At 73.6% G+C, this 19,988-nt stretch carries 22 protein-coding genes and 1 tRNA gene; 7 read left to right on the top strand and 16 right to left on the bottom strand.

Annotation, left to right across the window (positions count from 1 at the left end; all coding sequences use genetic code 11):
• Position 1: 1 nt before the first annotated feature.
• Complete coding sequence (locus DSM112329_RS09510; RefSeq protein WP_354701579.1) at positions 2–2,071, bottom strand: hydantoinase/oxoprolinase family protein; 2,070 nt, start codon at positions 2,069–2,071, stop codon at positions 2–4.
• Positions 2,072–2,323: 252 nt separating this feature from the next.
• Positions 2,324–2,396, bottom strand: a tRNA-Gly gene (locus DSM112329_RS09505).
• A 110-nt stretch (positions 2,397–2,506) separates the two neighbouring features.
• On the opposite strand from DSM112329_RS09505, the gene DSM112329_RS09500 reads away from it, so the two are divergent.
• Positions 2,507–2,722, top strand: coding sequence for a hypothetical protein (locus DSM112329_RS09500; RefSeq protein ID WP_354701578.1), 216 nt, complete (start codon positions 2,507–2,509; stop codon positions 2,720–2,722).
• Between the two features lie 16 nt (positions 2,723–2,738).
• Positions 2,739–3,905 (top strand): FAD-dependent oxidoreductase, encoded by a 1,167-nt coding sequence (locus tag DSM112329_RS09495; protein ID WP_354701577.1) that lies wholly within the window; start codon positions 2,739–2,741, stop codon positions 3,903–3,905.
• Positions 3,906–3,912: 7 nt separating this feature from the next.
• Here the strand turns inward: DSM112329_RS09495 and DSM112329_RS09490 are convergent, their stop codons facing one another.
• The 9 genes from DSM112329_RS09490 to DSM112329_RS09450 all read right to left on the bottom strand — a co-directional run bounded on the left by DSM112329_RS09490 (position 3,913) and on the right by DSM112329_RS09450 (position 10,673).
• Complete coding sequence (locus DSM112329_RS09490; protein ID WP_354701576.1) at positions 3,913–4,320, bottom strand: Na-translocating system protein MpsC family protein; 408 nt, start codon at positions 4,318–4,320, stop codon at positions 3,913–3,915.
• Positions 4,321–4,500: 180 nt separating this feature from the next.
• The gene (locus DSM112329_RS09485; protein ID WP_354701575.1) at positions 4,501–5,454 is read right to left on the bottom strand and encodes a TIGR03557 family F420-dependent LLM class oxidoreductase; all 954 of its coding nucleotides are present in this window, start codon (positions 5,452–5,454) and stop codon (positions 4,501–4,503) included.
• Between the two features lie 39 nt (positions 5,455–5,493).
• The gene (locus tag DSM112329_RS09480; protein WP_354701574.1) at positions 5,494–6,231 is read right to left on the bottom strand and encodes a glycosyltransferase family A protein; all 738 of its coding nucleotides are present in this window, start codon (positions 6,229–6,231) and stop codon (positions 5,494–5,496) included.
• A 4-nt stretch (positions 6,232–6,235) separates the two neighbouring features.
• Positions 6,236–6,799, bottom strand: coding sequence for an SAM-dependent methyltransferase (locus DSM112329_RS09475; RefSeq protein WP_354701573.1), 564 nt, complete (start codon positions 6,797–6,799; stop codon positions 6,236–6,238).
• A complete protein-coding gene (locus tag DSM112329_RS09470) occupies positions 6,799–7,902 on the bottom strand; it encodes an acyl-CoA dehydrogenase family protein (protein WP_354701572.1) in 1,104 nt (367 codons plus the stop codon). The genes DSM112329_RS09475 and DSM112329_RS09470 overlap by 1 nt, the downstream gene beginning before the upstream one ends.
• Positions 7,899–8,516: a polysaccharide deacetylase family protein gene (locus tag DSM112329_RS09465; RefSeq protein ID WP_354701571.1), complete on the bottom strand. Its 618-nt coding sequence runs from the start codon at positions 8,514–8,516 to the stop codon at positions 7,899–7,901. Before DSM112329_RS09465 ends, DSM112329_RS09470 begins: the two co-directional genes overlap by 4 nt.
• Positions 8,513–9,370, bottom strand: a complete 858-nt coding sequence (locus DSM112329_RS09460; RefSeq protein ID WP_354701570.1) for a glucosyl-3-phosphoglycerate synthase — start codon at positions 9,368–9,370, stop codon at positions 8,513–8,515. Before DSM112329_RS09460 ends, DSM112329_RS09465 begins: the two co-directional genes overlap by 4 nt.
• A gap of 38 nt (positions 9,371–9,408) precedes the next feature.
• On the bottom strand, positions 9,409–9,867 hold the full coding sequence (locus DSM112329_RS09455) for a hypothetical protein (RefSeq protein ID WP_354701569.1): 459 nt from the start codon (positions 9,865–9,867) through the stop codon (positions 9,409–9,411).
• Positions 9,868–9,953: 86 nt separating this feature from the next.
• Positions 9,954–10,673, bottom strand: coding sequence for a hypothetical protein (locus tag DSM112329_RS09450; protein ID WP_354701568.1), 720 nt, complete (start codon positions 10,671–10,673; stop codon positions 9,954–9,956).
• 304 nt (positions 10,674–10,977) lie between these two features.
• Between DSM112329_RS09450 and DSM112329_RS09445 the strand changes: the two genes are divergently transcribed.
• Positions 10,978–11,778: a methyltransferase domain-containing protein gene (locus DSM112329_RS09445; RefSeq protein ID WP_354701567.1), complete on the top strand. Its 801-nt coding sequence runs from the start codon at positions 10,978–10,980 to the stop codon at positions 11,776–11,778.
• 72 nt (positions 11,779–11,850) lie between these two features.
• On the opposite strand, the gene DSM112329_RS09440 is transcribed toward DSM112329_RS09445, so the two are convergent.
• Both DSM112329_RS09440 and DSM112329_RS09435 read right to left on the bottom strand, forming a co-directional pair.
• Entirely contained in the window at positions 11,851–12,198 is a 348-nt protein-coding gene (locus tag DSM112329_RS09440) for a hypothetical protein (protein ID WP_354701566.1), read from the bottom strand.
• 59 nt (positions 12,199–12,257) lie between these two features.
• Complete coding sequence (locus DSM112329_RS09435; RefSeq protein WP_354701565.1) at positions 12,258–12,647, bottom strand: ATP-binding protein; 390 nt, start codon at positions 12,645–12,647, stop codon at positions 12,258–12,260.
• A 213-nt stretch (positions 12,648–12,860) separates the two neighbouring features.
• Here DSM112329_RS09435 and DSM112329_RS09430 point away from each other — a divergent pair, with 213 nt between their 5' ends.
• Positions 12,861–13,214, top strand: a complete 354-nt coding sequence (locus DSM112329_RS09430) for an STAS domain-containing protein (protein ID WP_354701564.1) — start codon at positions 12,861–12,863, stop codon at positions 13,212–13,214.
• A 27-nt stretch (positions 13,215–13,241) separates the two neighbouring features.
• On the opposite strand, the gene DSM112329_RS09425 is transcribed toward DSM112329_RS09430, so the two are convergent.
• Positions 13,242–13,937: a hypothetical protein gene (locus tag DSM112329_RS09425; protein WP_354701563.1), complete on the bottom strand. Its 696-nt coding sequence runs from the start codon at positions 13,935–13,937 to the stop codon at positions 13,242–13,244.
• Between the two features lie 144 nt (positions 13,938–14,081).
• Here DSM112329_RS09425 and DSM112329_RS09420 point away from each other — a divergent pair, with 144 nt between their 5' ends.
• Positions 14,082–14,498 (top strand): cupin domain-containing protein, encoded by a 417-nt coding sequence (locus DSM112329_RS09420; RefSeq protein ID WP_354701562.1) that lies wholly within the window; start codon positions 14,082–14,084, stop codon positions 14,496–14,498.
• Between the two features lie 14 nt (positions 14,499–14,512).
• On the opposite strand, the gene DSM112329_RS09415 is transcribed toward DSM112329_RS09420, so the two are convergent.
• Positions 14,513–16,003 carry a gluconokinase gene (locus DSM112329_RS09415; protein ID WP_354701561.1) on the bottom strand — a complete coding sequence of 497 codons (1,491 nt, stop codon included), beginning with the start codon at positions 16,001–16,003 and terminating at the stop codon, positions 14,513–14,515.
• 114 nt (positions 16,004–16,117) lie between these two features.
• On the opposite strand from DSM112329_RS09415, the gene zwf reads away from it, so the two are divergent.
• Complete coding sequence (gene zwf / locus DSM112329_RS09410) at positions 16,118–17,563, top strand: glucose-6-phosphate dehydrogenase (RefSeq protein WP_354701560.1); 1,446 nt, start codon at positions 16,118–16,120, stop codon at positions 17,561–17,563.
• Positions 17,564–17,607: 44 nt separating this feature from the next.
• Positions 17,608–19,479 carry a glycoside hydrolase family 15 protein gene (locus tag DSM112329_RS09405; RefSeq protein ID WP_354702460.1) on the top strand — a complete coding sequence of 624 codons (1,872 nt, stop codon included), beginning with the start codon at positions 17,608–17,610 and terminating at the stop codon, positions 19,477–19,479.
• Positions 19,480–19,506: 27 nt separating this feature from the next.
• Here the strand turns inward: DSM112329_RS09405 and DSM112329_RS09400 are convergent, their stop codons facing one another.
• Entirely contained in the window at positions 19,507–19,902 is a 396-nt protein-coding gene (locus DSM112329_RS09400; protein ID WP_354701559.1) for a hypothetical protein, read from the bottom strand.
• Between the last annotated feature and the right edge of the window lie 86 nt (positions 19,903–19,988).

Genomic DNA, 19,988 nt, shown 5'->3' with positions numbered 1-19,988 from the left:
GTCAGTCGAACCTCAGGATCAGGTTGCCGTGGTCATCACAATCGATGTGCGCGTCCGGGCGGACGGGGACGGTGGTGTCGGGCAGCTCGACGATCGCCGGTCCGTCGATGCGGCCGGCGACCTCCGTGTAGACCGGGGTGTCGATCCAGCCGCCACGCTCGCGCCACCACACCGGGCGCGTCGCAGGTGCCGTGCCGTTGCTCGTGGGCCGTGCGCGGTCGGTCAGCAGGTGTGGGCGCGGCAGACGCCCGCTGGCATGGACGCGGATACGCATGATCTCGATGCCGGCGGGCGCGAAGCCCGAGCCCTTGCCGTACCGCTGCTCGTAGGCGGCCTCGAAGCTCGCCGCCGTCGCCGCGCTGTCGGAGCCCGCCTCGAGCGGGATCTCCAGGTCGAACGTCTGCGCGCCGTACTTCATCGAGACGTAGCGGACGGTGACGATGTCGCTCGGGTTGAAGCCCTCCTCGACGAGCTGGGCGTTCGCCGCGTCCTCCAGCGCCGCGAACTCGACGTCCAGGGCGTCCATGTCGAACGGCGCGAGCAGCTTGGTCGTCTTGTCGTGGACGTGGACGACGTCGGAGCTGACGGTCCCCATCGCCGACAGGACCGACGCGATGTTGCCGATGGGCACGACGACCGCCTGGACACCGAGGTCACGGGCGAACGCACCGGCGTGGACCGGGCCGGCACCGCCGAAGGCGAAGACGACGAAGTCCCGCGGGTCGAAGCCGCGGTAGACCGTCATCCGCCGGATCTTCTCGGCCATGAGGTTGTCGGCGATCTCGCTGATCCCGGCAGCGGTCTCCTCCACGGTCTTGCCGATCTGCTCGCCGAGCCGCGCGATGCCCGCGCGTGCGGCCTCGGCGTCGAGCTGCTGGCGGCCACCGAGGAACGCCGACGGGTTGACGAACCCGAGGACGACGTCGGCGTCGGTGACGGTCGGCTCAGTGCCGCCGCGGGAGTAGCAGATGGGTCCCGGCTCGGCGCCGGCCGAGCGCGGCCCGACCTTCATCGTGCCCGAGGCCGGGTCGATCCAGGCGATGGAGCCGCCGCCCGCGCCGATGGACTCGACGTCGAGCATCGGCAGGTACATCTCGAACTTGTCGATGTTCGTCGACTCGCGGCGCTGCGGCTGGTTCGCGGCGATGACGCTCACGTCGAACGTCGTGCCGCCCATGTCCGCGGTGATGATGTTCCGATAGCCGACCGCTTCGCCGAGGAAGTTGGACGCGACGATCCCGCTGACGGGGCCGCTGTCGAGCGTCAGCAGCGGACGGCGGCGCGCTTCGGCGGCGGGGGCCGTCCCGCCGATGCACTGGGCGAACAGCACCGGCCGCCGGTAGCCGCGGGCACGCGCGCCCTCGTCGATGCGGTCGGTGTAGCGGGTCATCAGCGGGCCGACGTAGCTGTTCATCACCGTCGCGACGAAGCGGTAGTACTCACCGACCCGCGGGGCGATCTCGTGCGAGCACGACACGAACACGTCGGGCGCGAGCTCGTGGGCGATCGCCCGGGCACGCTGCTCGTGCGCGGGGTTCGTCAGGCTCCACAGGAACGCGATCGCGAGGGTCTCGGCGCCGGCGTCCAGGAGGCGGGCGATCTCGCCGCGCAGTTGCGCCTCGTCGAGCGCGACGACGACCTCGCCGCGGAAGTCGACGCGCTCGGTGATCTCGCTGATCAGGTGCGGGGCGACGAGCGGCGGCGGTTTGCTCGTCCCCGGCAGGTACAGCAGATCGTCGACGTCCAAACCCTTCGAGCGTCCCGCGCCGCGCATGATGCTCAGGCACTCGCCGTGCCCCTTGGTCGTGATCAGGCCGACGGTCGCGCCCTTGTGCTCGACGACCGCGTTGGTCGCCGTCGTCGTCGCGTGCACGAGCGTCTCGGTCTGCGCCAGCAGATCCTCGATCCCGAGGCCGAGCTTCCCGGCGGCGTCGGTGACCGCGTCGAAGAAGCCCGCCGAGCGGTCGGACGGAGTGGTCGGCGCCTTCCCGGTGGTGATCCGCCCCTGCGCGTCGACGACGACGCAATCGGTGAAGGTCCCGCCGATGTCCGTTCCGATGCTGTAGCTCACGCCGCCAGCGTCGCCGCTCTGCTTCGGCGCCATCGGCCGGGTGCGCGGGCAATAGCCCGCATGGGTTACGTCGGCGCGTGGGACTGACCAAGGCCTGCCCCACGCACCGCCGGCACAGCCCGCTGCACGGGAGGCGATGGACCAGGCCGCCCCGGGCCGATCCGCAGTTCTCCGATTCCGCGGAATCGTCCACGGGTCCGGGGCCACCGCTTCATGGAACGAGAAACCCTGCCACGAGCAGGTCTTCTGAGGAGCGGGCGACCGGGTTCGAACCGGCGACATTCAGCTTGGAAGGCTGACGCTCTACCAACTGAGCTACACCCGCGCGTGGGCTCATCGTAGCGGGGTGGGCGGCCGCGAGCCGGATCGTCGAGTGACCGATCACCGTATGGGGCACGCGGAGGGCACAAGACGATTCGAAAGCGGAGGTCCGTCGTGTCCAAGTCGATGCTGTTCCTGCCCGTCGCCATCCTCGGCGCCGTGCTGCTGGTGCTCCAGGCAAGTCCGGTGCTGTGGGTCCCGCTGCTGGTGATCGGGATCGGCGGAACGGTGGGGCTGAGCGCGATGGGCGCGTCCCATGACGACGAGCTCCGCGCCGAGGCCACCGGGGTCACGCGCAGCCAGCGTCCGCACGACGAGACGCGGCCCTGAGACGGGTGCGCAGCAGTTGACCCCGGATCACGCCGAGCTCGTCATCGTCGGCGGCGGACCGGCCGCCATGGCGTGCGCGCGGGCCTACCGGGACGTCGGCGCGGCCGGATCCGTCGTGATGGTCGCGGACGAAGGGCGCATGCCGTACCGGCGCCCGCCGCTCACGAAGGAGTACCTGCGCGGCGCCGTCACCGCCGACGCGCTGCCGCTCGAGGAGTCCGGCTGGCCGGCGGCCAACGGCGTCGGCTTCGTCGCCGGCCGCGCGACGGCGCTGGACCCGTCGGCGCGGCGGATCGGCCTCGCGAACGGACGGGAGCTCAGCTACGCAAACTGCCTGCTCGCGCCGGGGGCCCGGCCGGTCCGCCTCCCGATCGACGGCGCGGACGACCCCGGTGTGCTGGTGATCCGCACGCTCGAGCACGCGCGAGACCTCGTGGACCGCCTGCAGCCAGGCCACCGGGTGATCGTCATGGGGTCGGGTTTCGTCGGCTGTGAGGTCGCTGCGTCGCTCAGCCGCCGCGGGCACCCGGTGCACCTGATCTCCGACGAGCCGCTGCCGCAGGCACGCCGCCTCGGGGACGACGTGGGCCGGCGGCTGCGCGACTGGCTCGAGGCGGACGACGTCACGCTCGCCCTCGGCGCCGCTGTCGAGCGCGTCACACGCGCGGCCGGTGAGCTCGCGGTCCACACTGCGGCCGGGTCGGCGCGCGCGGACCTGATCGTGATGGCCGCCGGCGCTGCTCCGCGCACCGAGCTTGCGCGCAGCGCCGGCCTCCCGCTGCACGGCGGCGCCGTACCCGCGGACGCCGGGATGCGGACAGCAGCCCCAGGAGTCCTGGCCGCGGGCGACGTCTGCCGGGCGCAGCACGCCATCGCCGGCCGGTCGCTCCACGTCGAGCACTGGGGCTCGGCCATCGCGCAGGGCGATGTCGCCGGCCGCACCGCGGCCGGGGCCGAGGCCGAATGGGACGTCGTGCCGGGCTTCTGGTCGACGATCGGCGAGCGGACGCTCAAGTACGCCGCGTGGGGCGACGGCCACGACGACGTCGCGCAGACCTACGGGGCAGACGGCGCGTTCACGGTCCGGTACCGCGCGGGGGGACGGCTCGTCGGCGTCCTCACCCACGGACACGACGAGGACTACGCTGCCGGTCGCGACGAGATCGCGGCCGGCGCCGCGTAGCGCTCGTTCACCGGGCCGGACGGCCCAGCACGAAGTTCACGATCGTGATGTCCGGCTCGGCGTGCTGCGCGCTCAGGAACGCGACGACGGGACGCCCGACGATCTGCTCCACGGCGGCTGACCAGACCGGCTTCAGCACGTCGTGCACCGCGTGCCGGATGCGCTGGACGTCGTCCTCCCGGCCCTCCCGGACGAGGCTGCGCTCCCCCTTGCTCAGGACGTCCTCCATGACGACCGTGACCAGCGCGTCCGAGACGAACGTCCGCGTGCGCGTCGGCCCGCGGCCGGTGAAGCCGCGTGTCGTCTGGACGACGAACGTCGAGATCTCGGCGCCTGCGGCGGTGCACCTGATCGCCTCGCCGCGCGGCAGCTCCACTTCGGGGTTCGCACTATCGCGCGCGGATGCATCACCCATCGGGTCCACTCCAGGTCGGTACGAGCTGTCCAGGATGCAACTGCATCGATCGTGCTTGGGACACGGTCGACGCACAGGTGGCCCATCTGCAGCCGCGCACCCGTCGATGGAGCGCGCGGCCGGCGCGCATCTTATGCAGGTTGCCGGAATTTCGACCCGGCTGGGCGCGGCCGGCGGCGTTCAGGCGAAGTGCGGCAGGATCTCACGCTCGTAGAACGCGAGGAAACCGTCGTGGTCCGGGCCGATCTGGCTGACGAAGACCTCGTCGTAGCCCGCGTCGAAGTGCTCCTTGATCGCCGCGATGTGCTCCTCGGGATCGGGACCGAGCGGGAGCGAGCCCTCGATGTGCTCCTCGGTCACCAGCGCCGTGGCCTGCTCGAAGTGATGGGGGGACGGCAGGATCTGCGCGAGCTCGCCCTCGAGCGCGTCGTTCGGCCACAGGCGGTGCACCAGCGTCCGGCAGGCGTCCCGGTCCTCGCCCCAGCACACCTTGATCCCCGTCTGCGTGACGCCCTTGCCGCCTTGGCCGCGGTACCGCTCGACCGCCTCCGCGTCCGGACCGACGTTCACGAAGCCGTCGCCGATCCGGGCGGCCAGGTCGATCGCCTTGTCCCCGAAGCCGGACACGAGGATCTCCGGGGCGGTCTCGGGCAGCGAGTAGATCCGCGCGCCCTCGAGCGTGTAATGGGTGCCGTGGTGATGCTGCTCGCCGCCCTCCCAGAGCTGGCGGATCACCGCGACGGCCTCCTCGAGCATCTCGCGCCGCACGGCGGCCTCCGGCCAGCGGGCACCGAACATATGCTCGTTGAGCGCCTCGCCCGTCCCCACCCCGAGCCGGAACCGGCCGGGCATCAGGGTCTCGGTCGTGGCCGCCGCCTGGGCGACGATCCCCGGGTGCGTGCGGATGGTCGGGCACGTGACGGCCGTCATCCAGCGCATCTCCTGCGTCGCATGGGCGACCGCTCCGAGCACCGACCACACGAACGGGCTGTTGCCCTGCTCGTCGTTCCACGGATGGAAGTGGTCGGAGATCCACGCTGTCCGGAAGCCCGCCTGCTCGGCCTTCACGGCCGCATCGAGGATGTCAGGAGCGGAGCGCTCCTCGCACGAGAAGAAGATGCCGAGTTCGGTCATCCGATGCGCGTACCCGGAAGCCGACCCGGAAACCACGGCTTACGGCAGGGCTACCGCACGCTCGCGCTCCCAGGCGGCCAGCGCGTCCGACAGCCCGAGGCGGGCCCGCCCGTCGGTGCGGGCGGACGTCACGACGCGGACGGCCTCGAGGTAGTGGATGGCGATCCCGGCCCGCCGCAGCTCGCGCTCCAGCGCCTCGTCCTCGAGGGTCGTGACCGCCGGGATCCCGCCGACCAGGTCGTAGGCGACGGGGGTGATGCTGAGCGACCCACCGCTGAAGTGGTGGTGCTCGGCCTCGGGCGCATGCCTGCGGACCGCCGCCAGGCGCCCGACCGCCGCCGCTGTGCGGGCGGCCACGACACCATCAGCCAGCAGCGCCGCCTCGACCGGGTCCAGCAGGATGCGCCCGCCGATGGCCTGCGCCCCCCGCTCGCGGACCGCCCGACGCTGGACGCCGACCCAGTCCGGGGCGACGCGGGTGTCGGCATCGGTCGACAGCAGCAGGCGCGTCCGGGGATCCGCGAGCTCGCGGGCGACGGACATGCCGTGCCGGCGCGCGGGCCCGGGCCCGGCGCCAGGCCCTTCGGTCGTCACGACGCGCAGAGCGCTGCGGCGGGCGGCAGCGGTGACCTCGGCGGCGGTGCGGTCGCGGCACCCGTCGAGGACGACGACCACTCCGAGGCGGCCGGCCCGCGCTTCGGGCTGAGCCGACAGCGCACCGAGGCAGGCGGCGATCCGCGCCTCCTCGTCACGCGCGGGGACAACCACCCAGTCCACCCGGCTACCTCCGCGTGAAGCGGTCGAGCCGATAGGACTCGTGCCGCTCGCCGTGCTCGAGGGTCAAGGCCGGGCGCCGCTCGATCGCCGCATGGACGTCGTCGCCCTGCTGCGGATACGTCCGCGTCGGCTGCGTCCAGTGGACGGCGAGCAGCCGGCCGCCGGGGACGAGCACGCTCTCGATCGCGTCGAGCGTGCGGTCCAGCGCCTCGTCGTCGAGGTAGTAGAGGACCTCGGAGGCGACGACGAGATCCCAGCGCCCGGCCGGGAGCTCCGGCAGGACGGCAGTCGTCACGTCCACGTGGTCGAGGTCCTCGACGCGGCTGAACGCGGCGGCGACAGCCGTGGGTGCGGCGTCGCAGGCGACGAGGACGTCGCAGAGTCCGGCCAGCTGCCGGGTGAGCACGCCGATCGAGCAGCCCAGCTCCAGCGCGCGCGGGTAACGCCGGTCCTCGAGCGCCTCCACGGTCCGCCGGTACTTCGCGGACTCGTAGTCGCTCGTCGCGAAGGCCCACGGATCGGGGTCCGCGCGGTAGAGCGCCTCGAAGTGCTCGGGCGGCAGCGACATCAGGCGCCGGGCGCGGCGAGCCGGCGTGCACCCAGCGCCACCTGCGGCGCCTCGAGCCGGTGCTGCAGCAGGTAGGTGAGCAGGTCCCGCCGTGCCCGCTCGATGCGGCCGCCGGCCGCGAACGGCCGCGACCCCAGGACGCGGTCGGCCTCGGCGAGGATCGTCCGCACGTCCGCGGCGATCGACACCCGGGCGAGCAATGTCGTGTCGGCCACGTCCGCGGCGGCTGCGGCGACGGCGTCGGCTCCGGCGCGCAGCCAGAGGTCCATCGAACGCTGTGCCTGCACGAGGGTGGCGACCGCGAGCTGCTCGAGCTCACTGGCGGCCGGCTTCGAGCGGAGCGCGGCGAGCACGCCGTCGACGACGGCGTCCGCCCCGCCGGCCCAGCCGGCGGCAGTCCGCAGTCCGTCCCCGGCGAACCACGGCTGCACCAGGAGCGCGCGTGGCTCGGGCGCCGTCCACAGGACGCGGGCGTCGTGGAAGACGACGCGATGCGACGCGCTCCCCCGCATGCCGGCGCCGCCGAACCACGCGGCGTCGACGGTCGCGCGCCGGGACACGTCGACGTACGCGAGCCGGACCGGCCCGGGATCACCGGCGGCGCGCGCGAGGACGAACGCGCGGTCCACGCCGCCCGCCCCCGAGCAGAAGACCTTGACGCCGTCCAGGACGGTGTCGCCGGACGCCGTCCGCCGGAGCTCGGCCGGTGCGCCCTCGCCGGGCGCGGGGTCGGCGCCCCAGACGCCGATGCTCAGCGCCCCGCGGGCGACGGCGTCGAGGTCTGCGGCCGCGGTCCCCGAATCGACCTGCACGCGCAGCCGCTCGACCCCGTTCAGGTGGCCGTCGTAGACGCGGCCGAGGCTCACGTCGATCCGTCCCACCGCACGCACGAGCGCGAGCTGCTCGCTGATGGTGGCGTCGTGCGACGCGGTGGCGCCGACCAGCCCGGCCTGCTCGAGCAGCGCCCACCCGTGCTCCGGAAAGTCGCCCGCGGCCAGGCGGTCGTGGTCGTCCATCGCCGCGCCGACGGCGGACGCGTCGAGGGCGTCGAGCGCAGCAGCGGCGGTCGCCGACCGTGGTTGCGGTGTCGTCGTAGGCTTCACGCGCGGACCGCCACGGCCGGCTCGGTCAGGGCACGACACGCGAGGCCGCGATCGGCGGCCAGCGCGACCAGCGGGGCGATCAGCGCGACGGTGTTCGCGCAGCCGTCGCGCGTGGATCCGGGGCCGAGCCCGTCGTGCGCGAGGACCACCGCGCCGGGCTGGATGTCGGGCGCGACCCGGCCGAGCATCGCGTCGGGATCGTGACCGGCCCAGTCCTCGGTGTCGGCGGTCCAGTGCACCAGGCAGAGGTCGTGCCGCCGCGCGACGGCTGGGGTGTGTTCGGCGACGATGCCCCAGGGCGTCCGCCACAGGACGGGATGCTCACCGACGTCGGCAAAACGCCCGAGCGCGACCCGCGTGTCCTCCTCCAGGGCGGCGGCGGTCAGCTCGCTGTGGCGCACATGGCGCTCGCAGTGCAGGCCGATCGCGTGCCCGCCGTCGCGGATCCGCCGGACCAGCTCGGGGTGCCGCGCGGCGCGCGGCGCCATGAGGAAGAAGGTCGCGTGGGCTCCGGCGTCCGCGAGGGCGTCCAGGACCGCCGGCGTCCAGCGCGGGTCGGGGCCGTCGTCGAAGGTCAGCGCGACCCCGGCCGCGGAAGAGGCGCCGGCGGTCATGCGGCGACCGCCGTGCGCGTCGGGTCGACCAGGGTCTGCATAGGCGGCCGGAGGTCCTCGTCACGGGCGGCGATGCCGCTCGCCTTGTCCAGGATGACCCCGGCGACCGTGCAGGCCATCTCGTGCAGGTCGTGCAGGGGCTGGTGGCGGTTGCGGCGGACGTCGAGGTCCGCCTCGGCGATGGCGGCACGCCCGCACGCCTGCCACGCGTCGATGAGCAGGCCGACGTCGACGCCGTACCCGAGGTGGAACGGGAGCGCGGCGAGCAGCGCGCGGTCGGCGGCGACCTCGCCGGCGAGCGGCTGGCGGATGCCGCCGAGCTCGGGGAAGCAGCGGCGCAGCAGCGGGCGGGCGGTCAGCTCCGTCACGCGGCCGCCGCCGGTCGGCAGCTCGATGTCGCCGACGCGCAGCGGGCGGCGGTAGTGCCCCTTGACGAAGCGGACCCGCGGATCGGTACGCAGCGGAGCCAGGAGCCCCGTGACGAACCGCGGCCCGGGATCGGCCGTGTCGGCGTCGAGGAAGACGACCAGATCCCCGCGCAGGACGGACAGCGCGCGCCACATCGCGTCGCCCTTGCCCTGCACCGGGCCGAACTCGGACATCAGCGACTGCTGCGCGTAGACCGTGGCGCCGGCGGCCACCGCGACGGCGGCGGTGTCGTCGGTCGAGTCGTCGACGACGACGACCTCGTCGACGATGCCGGCGTCCCGCAGCTCCACGCAGCTGCGGACGATCGCCGCGATGGTCCCGGCCTCGTCACGGGCCGGGAGGCAGACCGAGACGGACCGCCCGTCGTGAGGCGGGACGAGCGGGACGGGGACGTCGTTGCGGCAGGTCGAGCGAGGGTCGGTCATCGTGCCGCCGCGTACCCCGTCCCCCCCGGGTCAAACGGTCAGACGTCCCCGGGCGTCGCCTCGTGTCCGCGACGACCGTGCGTGCGCCTGCGCTCTTTCATCTCTGCTTCGAAGACGTGGCGCCGCCCCCCGGTGAGCGCGTCTCGCACCGCCCGCTCGTGCTCGGCGAAGCGTGCGTGGTAGCCGTCGTCGAACTCCTCCACGAGCTGGAACGTCCACCGCCCCGCGATCACGTTGCGGCCGACGAGGTCCGTGGCGACGGCGTCCGCCAGGTCGTCGCGACCGGCCTCGCGGAGAAGGTCCACGGCGTCGTCGAGGGCGAGGTCGGTCGCGCCCACCAGCTGATGGAACGAGAGCAGATGACCGCGCGCGCGGCCGAGGGTCTCCAGCGCCTCGGTCAGCTTCCCGGCCGCCTCGACGGCTTTGTCACCCGTGCCTTCCGGACGCGCATGGCGGGCGTCGAGGGTGCGGTCGTCGTCGGCGCCGGGTGGTGACATGGGTCCGACGTGCCCCGGCGGCGCGCGGCGCGAACGCCGCCGCACGCCAGCTCGTCGCGGGCTGACCGCGGTCTGCGCCACGCGTCCTACTCACTCACCGGAGGCACGCTCGGGAGGTTGCGGTTCGGGTCGGACGGGATCGTGAACTCGACCGGCCCCTGCTCAGCGGCCGGCGTCCCGGACGGCGCGGGCGGACTGCTGCCCCCCGGGTTCAGCGCGACCGCGAGCACGACGACGACCAGGACGGCGACGAGCGCCGCGATCCCGACGACGGTGGTCTCGCGCCCGGTGCTGACGGGGCTCGTCGCGGGCTGGTGAGCGGGCCCGGTAGCGGAGACGGCGGCGCGCGACGGCGGGGTCACGGGCACCGAGCGCGGGACCGGTCGCGGGGTGACCGTGGGGCGGGGCGCGAACGCGGGGCGGGGCGCGAACGCGGGGCGGGGCGCGAACGCGGGGGCCGGGCGCGGCCGGAACGACACCGGTTCCGCGGGCGCGGATCGCGCGGCCGCTGACGGCCGAGGCCCCGGGGCTTTCGGTGCCGGCGACGCGACCGCCGGCTCCCCGCCCAGCGTCCGGCGGGCGTAGTCCGCGGCCGCCGATCGCCGCCGCCGCGAACCCGCGAAAGGGTCGACCCGGTCGGTCGCCGGCGACTCGCCGGTCGAGTCCGGCGGGTCGACGAGCGCCAGCCTCGCGGCCGCGATCAGGAGGTCGTCGACGGCCTCCTCACGTTCCCGCCACGCGCTCGCGCGCGGGTCGTCGTGGGCGCGCGCACGCGGGGGCGCGGCATCGTGTCGGACGTCGACCATGGCGATCAACTCCTTCTCGCCGAGCGCGGAGCCCGGACGCTCGGTTGCCTGAGTGTGAGACGGACCGGCCTGCCTTCCGGTCTGCTCCGCCTCCTTCTCGATTCTTCCCTCACAGACCGCAGGCATAACGCGAATGCGCCACGAGGTTCTCAGGCGAACCGCGTCTTGTCGGCGCCACGGCGTTGCGTCCCCGAAAAGTCACCCGGGACGAGCTCGTTTGTGCTGCCTGCTGCTAAGACCAGTAGTTCTGGGTTTCCGCTCTGACCGGACGGCGACCTGCCCCCAGGCCCTTGGAGGCCAGCAAATGACCGAAGTACAGTCGCCCGTCGGCGACCCGCTCGAGCTCGTGCCGCAGACGTCGGCCGCGGAGCAGGCGGTGGCCGACCTCCTGTCCTTCGACATCTCCGGGCCCGACGCCCAGGCCGCGCTCGATGCGGTGCCGATCTGGTTCCACACCTTCGCCCTCGCCCCGGGCGTGTACACCCCGGGCTTCGCGCGCGACCATCGCTACCGGATCCCCGCCCTCGGTCCGGAGCGGATTGCTGGCCGCCGGGTCCTCGACGTCGGCACGTTCGACGGGTTCTACGCGTTCCTCGCGGAGTCGCGTGGCGCGTCGCGCGTGGTCGGCGTCGACAACGAGCAGTACGTCGACTGGATCCAGGGCCGCTTCGGGATCGACCTCGCGCCGGCCGCCGGCTTCGACACGATCCACGCGCTCTTGAAGTCGCAGGTGGCCTACGAGAAGATGGACGCGCTCGAGGTCGGGACGCTGGGTGAGAAGTTCGACCTGGTCCTCTGCTTCGGGATGCTGCATCGCGTCCCCGACCCGGTCGGCATGCTCCGGGCGCTCGCCGACGTCCTGGACCCGGGCGGCGAGATCATCGTCGAGACCTACGGCTCACGCCGCGACGGCAGCGAGCCGGTGCTCGACGTGCACGGCCCCGGCGACGTCTACGCAGGCGACGACTTCGTCCACTGGGGCTTTCCCGCCGAGGGCCTGCGCCGGCTCGGCGCGATGGTCGGCCTGGACGCCATCGAGGTCATCGACGAAGTCGAGATCGACGGGCACCGCCGCATCATCGCCGCGCTGCGCGCCGCGGGCTGACCCCCGCCGGGCAGACCGGCCGCGAACGCCACCGCTGCGGTGGCGTTCGCTGCCACGTTCCTGGCGTCCGGTTCAGGGCGTCGGAGCCGCGTTCCCCGAGTCGCTCTCGCCGCCCTTGGCCGCGTCGTTCGGGATTGTCGCGGTGCCGTCCGGCTGGTCCTCCGGCGCCGTCGACGTGGTCGTCGGCGTGGCGGTACCGGTCGGGACGGTCGTCGGCGTGCTCTCCCCGGCCGTGCCCGTCGACGGGACGATGCCGCCGCCGGTCACCGAGCCGCTGGTGCTCTCGTCGCCGCAGCCGGCGACCCCGCCGCCGAGCAGCAGAGCCGCGACGGCGGCAACGCCGAAGCGGCGCACCACGGTCCTCGCGTCGGTCCTGCGGTCGGCGGCACGTGCTGCCCCGGTCATCGATCGTTCGGCCATGGCGACCGGCTACCCCGCCCCCGCAGCGCTACACACCGCGCCGGCCCTCCCGCCGTTCGTCAGGCCGCCGCGTCCCTCGTCGTGTACGTGAACCACAGGCGCGTGGTGTCGTCGGGGTGCACGCCCCAGTCGTCGCTCAGCGCGCTCACCAGGACGAGGCCGCGGCCGCCGTCACGGCGGTCCGGGCTCGCGGAGGCCTTGCCGAACCGGCCGCCCTCGTCGCTGACCTCGACCCGGAGCACCGCATCCGTGCGGGACGCGCGGACCGAGACCTGCTGGCCGGCCTGCAGACCGGCGTGCTGCACGCTGTTGCTGACCAGCTCTGAGACCAGCAGCGCCACGTCCTCGGCGTCGCGGCCGCGCAGCGCAAGCGCATCCACCAGCCAGCGCCGCGCCTCCGACGCGGCCGCCAGGCCGACGTCGAATCCGCGGCGGAAGTCCTGACCCATGAGAGGTGCGTACCCGTTGACGCGCCGTTCACCCAAGAGGCGTCGCGGACCGACACTGATCGGGACGGCAGAGCCGTGCGTACCACTGGTTGCCCGGGTCGGACGCGTGGGCCCACCGCGCGACCGGACCGCAACGCACCTCGGACCGGCGGGCTCTCAGTGGGCGCCGCGCGGGACGGCTACTTCTCCGCAACGACCGAGGACCTCCTTCGCATGTCCGTACCCCAGCCCGCGCCGTTCCGCACGACCCTCGACGCCGTCGATCCGTCCACCCAGGTCCTCGCCTGCTTCGGTGAGCTCGACATGGCGACGGCGCCCGGCTTCCAGGCTGCGCTCGAGGAGGTGACCGCCCCGGCGCTGGTCGTGGACCTGACCGGGCTGCAGTTCCTGGACTCGACCGGGATCGGCGCGATCCTGTCGGCCAAGCGGCAGCGGCCCGACCGCCTGTCCGTCGTCGTCGCCGGCGGCCCGGTCCGGCGGATCCTCGAGGTGACGAGCCTGGACGACGTCCTCGCGGTCCGCGCGACCCTCGGCGATGCGGTGGCCGCGACCGCCGCCGCTCCGTAGCGCGGCCTCCCCACTCGGGCGGGACCGTCAGAGGCCGACCGGGTGGCGCCGCTTGAAGCCGTCCCGCTTGCCGATCAGCGGCCGCCAGCGGACGCCCTTCCTGCCACCTGGGTCGCCGACGCTGCTCGTGTCGAGCCGCAGACCCGCGACCTCCATGTACACGTGGCCCTTGTTGGCGTAGACGGTGACGTGCCGCCCGGCGCCGGCGGCGAACGTCTTGGCGAGGTCGCCGCTTACCAGCGGTGAGCGCAGCTTGCCCGCCTTGATCAGCGCGTAGCTCACCGACCCCGAGCAGTCGTACCCCGAGTCGCGCAGCTGCTGATGGCCGCCGCCCCACTTGTACGGCTTGCCGACGATGTCGTTCGCGGCGCGGAGGATCGCGCGCACGGCCACGGGAGCGCCCTGCGGGATGGCGGCCTTGCCGTCGACGCGCATCCTGGCGACCTTGCCCTTGATGCTCTTGAGCGTCGTGGTCACCACGTCCGGCACCTCGGGCGGCCATGGCCAGTCCGGGTCCTCCTCGCCGGCTCCCTCGTCCTCGTCCTGCGGGTCCCCCGCGTCGTCGGGGACGTCGCCGGTCTCGTCGTCGTCCGGGTCGGTGATCGTCTGACCGGCCTGCGGGTCGTCCGGCCACTGCGACGGACGGTGCTGGGCGTTCGCGACCGGGGCGGCGGCCACCACGAGCGCGAGCAGGGCGAGCAGGACGGCGAGGAGACGCGTCATCCCCCCGCTGGTCGGCATCCCGCGCGCCGCCATGAGGGACGAACGGTGCGTCGCCCGTCATTCGTCCATCAACCACGGGACCGCCGGTCATCGTGCGCACCGGGCCGCCTGCACCGGCCACCGGGTCGTGGGTATCCGCGGAGAATGAGCGACTACGAGATCGTCCGAGCCGTCGATGCCGAGGACGTATACGCCGACAGCGACGTGCCTGGGGAGTTCCGGCCGCTGACCCGGGCGCTCGGCGCCGAGCAGCTGGCGCTGACGATGATCCACGTGCCACCGCACTCGGACTTCGAGCAGGGGACCGGCCATTTTCACGACGAGCTCGAGGAGGTCTACCTCGTGACGCGCGGGACGCTGACGATGCGCCTGGGCGACGACGTGCACCGCGTCGGGCCGGGGACCGCGGTCCGGGTGGCGCCGGCGACGCGGCGCTCGCACCGCAATGAGGGCGACGAGCCGGTGGACCTGTGGGCGCTCTCGGTGGCGAACGACCACGGGGACGCGCACAAGCTCGACGACTTCTGGGAGTCGTCGCCCGACGCCGCGCAGTCGCGATAGACCGTCCTCGACGCTCAGCGCAGCGCGTCCAGCGCCTGCCAGGCCGGCGCGAGCGCGTCGGACAGGCCGGCGAAGATCGGCCGCTGCGCCGCGTAGGTGGCGACCGCGCGTGCCTCGGCCCGTACGACGCGGTCGACGGTGACCCGGCCGGCAGCGATGTCGGGATCGGCACCCAGGCCGAGTGCCCAGAGGCCGAGCAGCGCCGCTCCGTGGGCCGACCCCTCATGTCCCGCGGGCAGGCCAACGTCCATGCCGAGGCAGTCGGCGAGGATCTGCGGCCACAGCTCGCCGGTCGCGAACCCGCCGCCGGCACGGACCTCGTCCACCGGATGCCCGGCAGCCCGCACGGCGTCCAGGATGAGCGCAAGCTGCTGGCAGACCCCCTCGAGGGCCGCGCGCAGCAGGTGCCGGCGCCCGTGCGTCCGGCGCAGGCCGACGTAGGCCGCGCTCGGGAGCGTGTCCCACCGCGGTGCGCGTTCGCCGAGCAGGTAGGGCAGCATCAGCAGCCCGTCGCTGCCGACCGGCGCGGTCGCGGCCAGCGCAAGCAGGGCCTCGGGGCTGTCGAGGTCCGGGGTCAGCGCGTCCCCCGCCCAGGCGAGCACGTGCCCGCCGTTGTTGATCGCGCCGCCGACCACCCAGCGCCCGGGCGTCGAGGCGAAGCAGAACAGCCGGCCGGCGTCGTCGATGCGCGGCGTGTCCACCGTCACGCGCAGCGCGCCGCTCGTGCCGATGGAGACGGCGGCGACCCCAGGGCGGGTCGCGCCGGCGCCGAGGTTCGCGAGCGGGCCGTCCCCCGCGCCCAGGACCACGACCGCCCCGGCGGGCACCCCGGACCAGCTGCAGCCCGCCGCCGTCACGGGCCCGGCCTGGGCGGTCACCGCCGCGACAGGCGACAGCGCCGACGCGTCCACCCCGGCGACGGACAGCGCCTCGGCGTCGTACTCCTGCCGGCCGAGGGCGACGAGCCCGGTCGCCGATGCCACCGACGCGTCGACGAGCCAGGTCCCGGTCAGCCGCTCGACGACCAGCTCCTTGATCCCCACCCACCGGTGCACGCGTGCCACCGTCGCGGCATCGTGCTCGTGCAGGTGCGCGAGCTTCACGAGCGGCGACATCGGGTGCACCGGGGTGCCGGTGCGGCGGTGCAGGGACGGGTGGTCGACGGCGATCCGGGTCGCGGTGGCCGCGGCGCGAGTGTCGGCCCAGGTGATGAGGGGCGTGACGGGCGCCCCGCCGTCGTCGACCCCGATCAGCGAGTGCATCGCGGACGAGAGGCAGACGCCGACGATCCGTCCACCGGCGGCCCCGGCGGCGGCGGTCGCCTCGCGCAGCGCGTCCGCGGCCGCCGCAAGGACCACGTCCGGGGACTGGACCGCGTGCCCCTCGTCCGGCTCGAGCAGCGGGTAGCCGTGCGCCGCGGTGCGCGCCACGACGGTCCCGTCCGCGCGGCAGGCAAGGACCTTGGTGGCGGTCGTCCCGATGTCGGCTCCAAGGACGACGTCCATGACCGCGACCATGACACAGCCCCGGCGCGGCCGCGCGCCGCGTCAGGCGCCGGCAGGCATCATCCGCTGTCCCGCGGGTACGTCCGGTGCCATGTCCCCCGTCAGCGCAGCCACATGACCGCCTCGTCCCGGCCCGCCAACCGCATCCTCGTCCTGTTCGGCGCCAGCGGCGACCTCGCCGCCCGCAAGCTCTTCCCCGGGCTTCTGCACCTCGACCGCCAGGGCCTGATGCCGGAGGACTACCGCATCATCGGGTCAGGTCGCCATTCCCCCGGCTCGGACGACGAGTTCCGCGAGACCGTCGCAGACGCGCTGCAGGAGCACGCCGCGGAGGACGTCGAGGACCAGGACGCGGTCGATGCCTTCCTGCAGCGCATCAGCTTCGTGGTCTCGTCCGCGGACGACGGCGCCGACCTGCGGGACGCCGTGACGGCCGCCGAGGAGGAGGTCGGCGCGGACGGCGACCGGCTGCTGTACCTGTCGGTGCCGCCGGGGGCCATGAAGGCGATGGTCGGAATGCTCGGCGAGACCGGGCTCGCGGACGGTGCGGCGCTGGTCGTCGAGAAGCCGTTCGGGATGGACGTCCCGTCGGCGCAGGACCTGAACGCTGCGCTGCACGACGTGCTCGAGGAGGAGCAGATCTACCGCATCGATCACTTCCTCGGGAAGGAGGCGGCGCAGAACATCCTCGCCTTCCGTTTTGCGAACGGCCTGTTCGAGCCGGTCTGGAACCGCGACCACATCGCCTACGTGCAGATCGACGTCCCGGAGGACCTCGACATCGCTGGTCGTGCCGCCTTCTACGAGGAGACAGGCGCCTTCCGCGACATGATCGTCACCCACCTCATGCAGCTGATGGCGCTCGTCGCGCTCGAGCCGCCCACGCGCCTGGAGTCCGCGGCCCTGCACGCGGAGCGCACGAAGCTGTTCGACGCGATCAGGCCGCTCGACCCGGCGCAGGTCGTCTTCGGGCAGTACGAGGGCTACCGCGACGAGGACGACGTGGCGGACGACTCGACGCGGGAGACGTTCGCCGCGCTCGAGGTCCGCATCGACAGCTGGCGCTGGCACGGCGTCCCGTTCCTGCTGCGGACCGGCAAGGCGATGGCCACGAGCAGCCGCACCATCACCGTCGGGTTCCGGGATGCCCCGCTGCAGATGTTCCCGCTCCACGAGACGGGCGACGACGCGGCCGGGACACCCCCCACCGAGGTCGTCTTCGACCTGTCCGAGGACCCGACCATCGGCATCGACCTGCTGACCAAGGTCCCGGGACCGACGCTCGAGCTCGCGCGGGCCACGATGCGGCTCGACGTCGAGGAGGAGCTCGGCGGCGCCGCGGCGCTCGAGGCGTACGCGCGGCTGCTGCACGACGTGATGCTCGGCGAGCGCCTGCTGTTCACCCGCGCCGAGCAGATCGAGCGGCTCTGGGAGATCTGCCAGCCCGTCCTCGACGATCCACCGGAGGCGCTCCCCTACCCGCGCGGCTCCTGGGGGCCGGACGCGGCGCAGGACCTGGCCGGCCCGCGCGGCTGGCGGCTGCAGGACGACGGGTCGTGAACGGCGACAGCGGCAGCGCCGGCGGACGTGGCGACGACGACGAGATGGGCGGGCCGGGCGGATCGGGCGCGCCGGTGACCGCGATCGCCGATCACGGGCTGATCGGCGACCTGCACTCCGCGGCGCTGATCGCCACCGACGGCACCATCGCCTGGTTCTGCCCCAAGCGCTTCGACGCGCCGTCGGTCTTCGCCCGCATCCTCGACGAGGACGACGGCGGCTGCTGGACCATCGCCCCGACCGGCGACGGGGCCCGGACCGCGCAGTTCTACTTCCCCGACACCAACGTCCTCATCACGCGGCTCATGACGCAGGACGGTGTCGTCGAGCTGCAGGACCTGATGCCGCTGCGCGCGGACGACCTGGACGACGAGGACCCGCACCACCAGCGCATCGTCCGCCGCGTCGTCTGCGTGCGCGGCCGCATGGAGCTGACGGTCCGCGTCGCACCCCGCCCGGACTACGGGCGGTCGCGATACACCCTCGACCCGGACGCCGACGGCCGCGCCGTCCGCTTCGTCGGCGACGGCCACGGCGACGGCGACGGCGAACCGCTGCTGCTGTGCGCGACGGTCGACCTCGAGGTCGACGGCCCTGATGCCTGCGCGACCTTCACGCTCGAGCACGGCGAGGCTGCGGGCTTCGTGCTGCACGCGGGCGATCCCGGCGACCGTCACTCAGGCGACCACGACCGCACCGACGAGCTCTTCGACACCGCGGTGGCCGCCTGGCGGCGCTGGCTGTCCGGGTCCACCTACACCGGCCGCTGGCGCGAGATGGTCCACCGCTCCGCCCTGGCGCTGAAGCTCCTCACGTACGTGCCGACGGGCGCGATCGTCGCCGCCCCGACCACCAGCCTGCCCGAGGAGCTCGGCGGCGAGCGCAACTGGGATTACCGCTTCGTGTGGATCCGCGACGCGGCGTTCACCGTGTACGCGCTGCTCCGCCTGGGCCTGTCGGACGAGGCGCACGCCTTCGTCGGCTGGCTCGACGAGCGGCTCGGGGAGCAGGACTGCACCGGGCGGGCCACCGAACGCGGGCCACTGCAGCCGATGTACCGCGTCGACGGCGACCCCGACCTGCCGGAGGCGATCCTCGACCACCTGACCGGACACGCGGGCTCGGCACCCGTCCGGATCGGGAACGGCGCCGCCGATCACCTGCAGCTCGACATCTACGGCGAGCTCATCGACTCGGTCTACCTCTACGACAAGCTCGGCCGGCCGATCTCGCACGACACCTGGACCGCCGTGACCGAGCTGGTCGGCTGGCTGTGCGAGCACTGGGACCAGCCGGACATGGGCATCTGGGAGACGCGCGCCGGCGCACAGGACCACACGGTGTCGCGGGTCATGAGCTGGGTCGCCATCGAGCGGGCGGTGCGGATGGCGCGCAGCCGTGGCCTCCCGGCGGACCTCGGCCGCTGGACCAGCGTGCGGGACGCGATCTACGCGCAGGTCATGGACCAGGGCTACGACGAGGAGCGCGGCGCGTTCGTCCAGCGCTACGGCGACGACGTCCTGGACGCCGCCGTCCTCCTGCTGCCGATGGTCAAGTTCTGCGCGCCGACCGAGCCGCGTTTCGTATCGACGCTCGAGGCGATCGAGGACGAGCTGGTCGCCGACACGCTCGTGCACCGCTACATCGCGGACGACTCCCCCGACGGACTCGACGGGGTCGAAGGGACCTTCTCGCTGTGCTCCTTCTGGTACGTCGAGGCCCTCACCCGCGTCGGCCGCCTGGACGACGCGCAGCTCGCGCTGGAGAAGATGTTCACGTACGCGAACCACCTCGGGCTGTACGCCGAGCAGATAAGCCCGATCGGCCAGCAGCTGGGCAACTTCCCGCAGGGTCTGACGCACCTCTCGCTGATCAGCGCCGCCTACAACCTCGACCGCGCGCTCGAGCGCAGCTGACCAGCGGGCAACCCGCGGCCGGGCCGATCAGCCCGGGCCGCGCTCCGCGCACTTGCGGGTGTCGGCGACGCCGACGCACTCCTCGGGGTCCGGCGCCGTCTGCGACGGGGGCGCGATCTGCGCTTCCCCCGGCTGCGCCGACGTCGCGGGCGGTGCCGTCGGCGTGGCCTCCGGGGCGGCAGGCGCTGCGGTGATCGGGGCGCCGGTGGTCTGTGCGGGCGGCGGGGTGGCGGACGTGGTCGCGGGTGCGGTGGCCGCCGGTGCCGGGGTGGCCGGCACCGCCGGCGGCGACGCAGCGCCCGACGAGGTGCCGCTGTCGTCCGAGCCGCCCCCGCAGCCACCGAGCACCCCGACGGCGAGCAGGACGGCAAGGCCCCGCGGTGCGGCAACCCGAAGGGCGGGGCGTCCGAAGATGGTGCGCATACCCCCTTTATTGTCCGGCGGCGAACCCACGCAACCGCAGCCTCGCCGGTCGCGGCGCATGGACGCTCCGCGACGCACGGCCCGAC

It is taken from the genome of Paraconexibacter sp. AEG42_29, from assembly GCF_040581415.1.
Classification (GTDB): Bacteria; Actinomycetota; Thermoleophilia; order Solirubrobacterales; family Solirubrobacteraceae; genus Paraconexibacter.
The sequence above is the reverse complement of the archived record's forward strand: the minus strand, read 5'-3'. Positions and strand labels throughout refer to the sequence as shown.

Coding starts and splice junctions, on each gene's coding strand:
- DSM112329_RS09460 (WP_354701570.1), bottom strand. CDS start 9,370: ATGACCGACCCTCGCTCGACCTGCCGCAACGACGTCCCCGTCCCGCTC.
- DSM112329_RS09440 (WP_354701566.1), bottom strand. CDS start 12,198: ATGGCCGAACGATCGATGACCGGGGCAGCACGTGCCGCCGACCGCAGG.
- DSM112329_RS09490 (WP_354701576.1), bottom strand. CDS start 4,320: ATGGGTGATGCATCCGCGCGCGATAGTGCGAACCCCGAAGTGGAGCTG.
- DSM112329_RS09450 (WP_354701568.1), bottom strand. CDS start 10,673: ATGGTCGACGTCCGACACGATGCCGCGCCCCCGCGTGCGCGCGCCCAC.
- DSM112329_RS09430 (WP_354701564.1), top strand. CDS start 12,861: ATGTCCGTACCCCAGCCCGCGCCGTTCCGCACGACCCTCGACGCCGTC.
- DSM112329_RS09445 (WP_354701567.1), top strand. CDS start 10,978: ATGACCGAAGTACAGTCGCCCGTCGGCGACCCGCTCGAGCTCGTGCCG.
- DSM112329_RS09465 (WP_354701571.1), bottom strand. CDS start 8,516: ATGACCGCCGGCGCCTCTTCCGCGGCCGGGGTCGCGCTGACCTTCGAC.
- DSM112329_RS09420 (WP_354701562.1), top strand. CDS start 14,082: ATGAGCGACTACGAGATCGTCCGAGCCGTCGATGCCGAGGACGTATAC.
- DSM112329_RS09415 (WP_354701561.1), bottom strand. CDS start 16,003: ATGGACGTCGTCCTTGGAGCCGACATCGGGACGACCGCCACCAAGGTC.
- DSM112329_RS09435 (WP_354701565.1), bottom strand. CDS start 12,647: ATGGGTCAGGACTTCCGCCGCGGATTCGACGTCGGCCTGGCGGCCGCG.
- DSM112329_RS09405 (WP_354702460.1), top strand. CDS start 17,608: ATGGGCGGGCCGGGCGGATCGGGCGCGCCGGTGACCGCGATCGCCGAT.
- DSM112329_RS09475 (WP_354701573.1), bottom strand. CDS start 6,799: ATGTCGCTGCCGCCCGAGCACTTCGAGGCGCTCTACCGCGCGGACCCC.
- zwf (WP_354701560.1), top strand. CDS start 16,118: ATGACCGCCTCGTCCCGGCCCGCCAACCGCATCCTCGTCCTGTTCGGC.
- DSM112329_RS09455 (WP_354701569.1), bottom strand. CDS start 9,867: ATGTCACCACCCGGCGCCGACGACGACCGCACCCTCGACGCCCGCCAT.
- DSM112329_RS09485 (WP_354701575.1), bottom strand. CDS start 5,454: ATGACCGAACTCGGCATCTTCTTCTCGTGCGAGGAGCGCTCCGCTCCT.
- DSM112329_RS09400 (WP_354701559.1), bottom strand. CDS start 19,902: ATGCGCACCATCTTCGGACGCCCCGCCCTTCGGGTTGCCGCACCGCGG.
- DSM112329_RS09425 (WP_354701563.1), bottom strand. CDS start 13,937: ATGACGCGTCTCCTCGCCGTCCTGCTCGCCCTGCTCGCGCTCGTGGTG.